Source organism: Psychrobacter sp. H7-1, from assembly GCF_904846585.1.
Classification (GTDB): domain Bacteria; phylum Pseudomonadota; class Gammaproteobacteria; order Pseudomonadales; family Moraxellaceae; genus Psychrobacter; species Psychrobacter raelei.
In genome coordinates, this window is sequence record NZ_CAJHBH010000076.1 from 1 (window position 1) to 4,455 (window position 4,455).

Consider the following 4,455-nt stretch of genomic DNA (forward strand, 5'->3'; position numbering starts at 1 on the left):
AACCAAACGAGGATTCAAAAGAGTTTAGGCTATAAGTCGCCAAGACAGGTGTGGTTTGACTATTATCGTCAAGCTGCTTGATTCAAATCTCCCAAGTTTAACTGTACGGATTTGACGGCAGGGGTCAAACAACTGGACATCCATTGGAAAATTTTTATATTTCATATTTATATAATCATCATTCTTGATTCGCAGTTATTAAGGCGAGTTATTTATCTAAAAATTAGATAATATAAGATATAAAAAATATAGTTTTGTATAATCTTGCGGAGTTTAAAACTAAAGAGTGTGAGAGAAATAGGGAAGTTAGAGATGGATTACTGATGAGAATTACTGGTCAAGTCATATAATAATGATTGGTTATGTTGATAAGAATATGCAATTGCTGATTGGGCGTCTAAACAGTATTGTTCATATGTCTACCTAATATGAGATGAAGGCAAACGCACTAAGAATGGCTTTGCCTGTTGGGTTGTCTTATTAATGTCAATAGGACTTAATCTTTTGAGTAATTTATTTTTAGCAGAAGAGCGTTCAAGGCCTGGATTAAAGGCAAAAGGTGTTGCTGATTATGCAGGTATTGCTATTCCTACCCAGTCTAACTATAAGAAGAGTAAACGGTGTCCTGATGCTCAGTATTTAATCAAAATTGCTGAATTAGGATTTGATATTAATTATGTCATTACTGGTAGACGAGACAGTCTTTTGTTAACAACGCAAGAAAAGCTACTTGCTGAACTATTTAAGCAGTTAGTTTCTACTTTTAAGTGTTATTGTTTTTTGGGGTGGTTGCCGTTATAGTACCACTGAAAATGGAGAACCAGTATAACCCGTAAACGTAAAACATATAGCCGAGAATTTAAGTTAGAAGCCATTAATCTTATTGAAGAACAGGGTAGAAAAATACCCGAAGTAGCCGACTCACTGGGTATTGGTTAGAAGACCCTTGAGAACTGGGTTTATAAATACCGCAAAGAACAACAAGGCATCATGCCCACCGAAGGCAAAGCCCTAACCCCAGAACTACGCCGCATTCAAGAACTAGTACAGCAAGTCAAACAACTCAAACTAGAGAGATATTCTAAAAAAGGCATCAGCTCTGCTGGCATCAGACAGTCTGAACGTATACAGATAATCCAAGACCTAGCAGAGCAACCAGAAAGTAAAACTATCAGTAAATCTAGGCTATGCGACCTATTTGGCATCGTACGCAGTAGCTATTACTGGTGTATCAAACCTGCATCCATAGACTATGAACTGATCAAGCTTAAAGCACTCGTTAGGCAAGTCTTTAATGACTCTAGAGGCTCAGCAGGAGCGAGAACCATCAGTAATATCGTTACTCAGCAACATGACATCAAACTGACACGCTATAAAGCTGGTAAGCTCATGAAAGACATGAGGCTGGTCAGTAAGCAGAAGAAACACAGCTACAAAAACAAAGAGCAAACACACAAGCTACATGACAACATGTTGAATAGAATCTTTACACCTGAAGCACCGAATCAAGTATGGACGGGTGATGTCACTTATATCCGCATCAAAGGCGGTGGTGCTACCTTGCAGTGGTCATTGACCTATATTCACGCAATATCGTGGGATTCTCAGTATCTGATTCACCTGATAGTGAGTTAACCAGTAAGGCGTTGATGATGGCGTATGAATCTCGTTTAAAGCCCAAAGGGGTGTTGTTCCATTCTGATCAGGGTACGCATTATACCAGTGAGCATTTTGCTAAAACCATTTCCAACTGCTATGAGATGAGACACAGTATGAGTCGTAAAGGTAATTGCTGGGACAACGCACCCACCGAAAGGTTCTTTAGAAGCTTTAAAACAGAATGGATGCCAAAGTATGGTTATGCAAGTCAGGTTGAAGCAACGAAGGATATCACTGATTATATTTGGGGATATTATCGCAGTGTGCGTCCTCGAGCCTTTCCTAAAAAGTGTGTAACTGCTTATAATCCATTAACCGGAGAATAAGCAATGACTACTCAATCTGACATTAAAAAACTAGCCGAGCAAATGGCTAGTAGCATGAAAAGCTTCGATGACATCAAAGACTTTCAAAAAGAGCTCATGCAATCCTTTATCGATACCGCTCTTGAAGCTGAGATGGAAGACCATCTAGGCTACCCCAAGCATGAGAAAGCAGACAAGCCTAACAAGCGCAATGGACACACTAAAAAGACCGTCCGTAGCGACACAGGCAATCTTGAGATCTCCACCCCAAGAGACCGTGATAGCAGCTTTGAGCCTGTACTCGTTAGTAAGCATCAAACCCGTATCTCAGGTCTTGATGATAAAATCATATACCTTTACGCCAAGGGTCAAACCACCACTGAGATTGTCGAGAGTATCAAAGAGCTCTATGATGTCGACATCTCAAGCTCTCTTGTCTCAAGAGTCACTGACAACATCTTAGAGGACATTACTGCTTGGCAGAACCGGCCGCTGAGCAGTGTTTATCCTATCGTCTATTTAGACTGCATTGTCGTTAAAGTACGTCAAGACAAGCAGATCATCAACAAGGCTATCTATCTGGCGCTAGGCGTCGGTCTTAATGGTAAAAAAGAGCTGCTTGGCATGTGGTTATCAGAAAATGAAGGGGCTAAGTTCTGGCTTGGCGTACTCACTGAACTACAAAACCGTGGAGTACAAGACATCTTAATCGCCTGTGTCGATGGTCTAAAGGGCTTCCCTGACGCCATTAACACCATTTACCCCAATGCTCAGGTTCAGCTGTGTATCGTACACATGGTGCGTTACTCAATGAAGTTTGTGCCATGGACGGATAAGAAGGCAGTAGCGGCTGATTTAAAGGCCATCTACGGCGCTGATACGCTTGAGATAGCACAGGCCAATCTTGAGCACTTTGATGAGGTGTGGGGCAAGAACTATCCGCATGTGGTCAAGTCTTGGCGCAGCAACTGGGAGGGCTTAACGGTGTTCTTCGAGTATCCTAAAGATATCAGAAAAGCCATTTATACCACCAATGCTATTGAGTCACTAAACAGCGTGATTCGAACAGCGGTGAATAAGCGTAAGGTGTTCCCGTCTGACCAAGCGGCGTTTAAAGTGGTGTATTTAGCAACCCAGCAGGCGTCCAAGAAGTGGTCAATGCCGATCCGTAACTGGACGTCTGCCCTTAATCGCTTTATGATTATGTTTGATGATCGTATTAGTAAGCATTTAATCTAAATGGCAGTTACACAGAATCTGGGATGGTCTCGCGTCCTCATCAGCATAATGATTATTTAACGCCTATAGAGAAAGAGAAACTTTATTTTCAAAACCTCTTATAAGCTGTCTAATTTTACTTGACCACTACAAATCTTAAATAGGTTACTGATAGGTTGGACCAATTGTACTAATTCTTAAGTGGATTGACTATATAATTTAAACAGTTCTTATCATACATAATTAAAACTTACTTAGAACCCTTTCTACCCAATTAATTGAATGACCATTAGTGTGTTTAAAGTACTTAATAGCGCCCAGCTTTTCTTTTATTATATCTTTGTTAGATAATCGCCCTCTATTCTCGAAAAGTTGACACATAACCATTCTAATATCTTTATTGTATTTGCCTAAATCTAAAACTTCTTGCTTAATCTTTATCGCAATTCCACTTGTTTGTTGACCACCTTTAATGTCACAGTCAAAAATTAAAAATGTGCCTTTTGAAGTAATTAGTCTCATAATGAATATAGAGCTAACCGTACTAACTTTGTGTTTAGGAGATGTACAACCTATAGCTTGGTTTGCCGTCACGAAACCATTATTAGTGTAACAATCAATCGTTAAAGGGCGATACCCTATATGGTCTTTTAGTTTATTTGCAAAATCTAACAACCTATCAAAGTTGTGCATATCTAACTTTTCAGCTACTCCAGCATTATTAAGAGCTTGAAGCAATCCTATATTGCCATCAAAGCCAATTCTATCTCCATCGGCAAATCTCTCTGGCAGAGGATTATCAAGAAGGGTTACACTGATTTCTGTAGTTTCGAGAGCACTTTCTTCATCGTAACCTTTAGCTTCTATTAACTTCCGAATATTACCGATTTTTTCAATATGATGCCTAGCAATCGCTGTATTTTGATTGTTGGGAGTAGCACCTATATCTAAAATAATTTCATCAAGCTCTAAGTGATGCACTAATGGTTTAAACTTATGTACTCCACAACCATCCGTAGTTAATGTTTTATTAATCACTCGGCCTAGTATAAATCCAATAGGCTCACCTTGAGGCATTGATATACCTGTTATCTCCGTACACAGTATGGTTTTAGATTCTTCATCTAATATGTGACCTGTAAAAGCAATGAACCGCCCCGGGATTGTCAGAGACTCATTTATCTGAGAGAATACGACAATGAAAACACGAAACTATACCCCCGAAATGAAAGAGCGCGCCGTCCGTATGCTAATTGAAGCTAAAGACGACTAC

Annotated in this window: 6 protein-coding genes; 5 read left to right on the forward strand and 1 reads right to left on the reverse strand. The window is 39.7% G+C overall.

All coding sequences use genetic code 11. From position 1 onward, the window contains the following. The first annotated feature begins 504 nt into the window (after window positions 1–504). Genes JMX92_RS13045 through JMX92_RS13065 form a run of 5 tightly spaced genes read left to right on the forward strand, consistent with a single transcriptional unit; the run spans window position 505 to window position 3,203 of the window. Window positions 505–801: a helix-turn-helix domain-containing protein gene (locus JMX92_RS13045; protein WP_201546093.1), complete on the forward strand. Its 297-nt coding sequence runs from the start codon at window positions 505–507 to the stop codon at window positions 799–801. Window positions 802–825: 24 nt separating this feature from the next. Further along, window positions 826–939, forward strand: coding sequence for a transposase (locus tag JMX92_RS13795; protein WP_201546102.1), 114 nt, complete (start codon window positions 826–828; stop codon window positions 937–939). 51 nt (window positions 940–990) lie between these two features. Further along, window positions 991–1,635 (forward strand): IS3 family transposase, encoded by a 645-nt coding sequence (locus JMX92_RS13055; protein ID WP_201546094.1) that lies wholly within the window; start codon window positions 991–993, stop codon window positions 1,633–1,635. Further along, window positions 1,596–1,985: a DDE-type integrase/transposase/recombinase gene (locus JMX92_RS13060; protein WP_265089796.1), complete on the forward strand. Its 390-nt coding sequence runs from the start codon at window positions 1,596–1,598 to the stop codon at window positions 1,983–1,985. The genes JMX92_RS13055 and JMX92_RS13060 overlap by 40 nt, the downstream gene beginning before the upstream one ends. Before the next feature lie 3 nt (window positions 1,986–1,988). Then, the gene (locus tag JMX92_RS13065; RefSeq protein WP_201546098.1) at window positions 1,989–3,203 is read left to right on the forward strand and encodes an IS256 family transposase; all 1,215 of its coding nucleotides are present in this window, start codon (window positions 1,989–1,991) and stop codon (window positions 3,201–3,203) included. A gap of 222 nt (window positions 3,204–3,425) precedes the next feature. Here the strand turns inward: JMX92_RS13065 and JMX92_RS13070 are convergent, their stop codons facing one another. Beyond that, on the reverse strand, window positions 3,426–4,259 hold the full coding sequence (locus JMX92_RS13070; RefSeq protein WP_201546100.1) for a hypothetical protein: 834 nt from the start codon (window positions 4,257–4,259) through the stop codon (window positions 3,426–3,428). Window positions 4,260–4,455 lie beyond the last annotated feature (196 nt).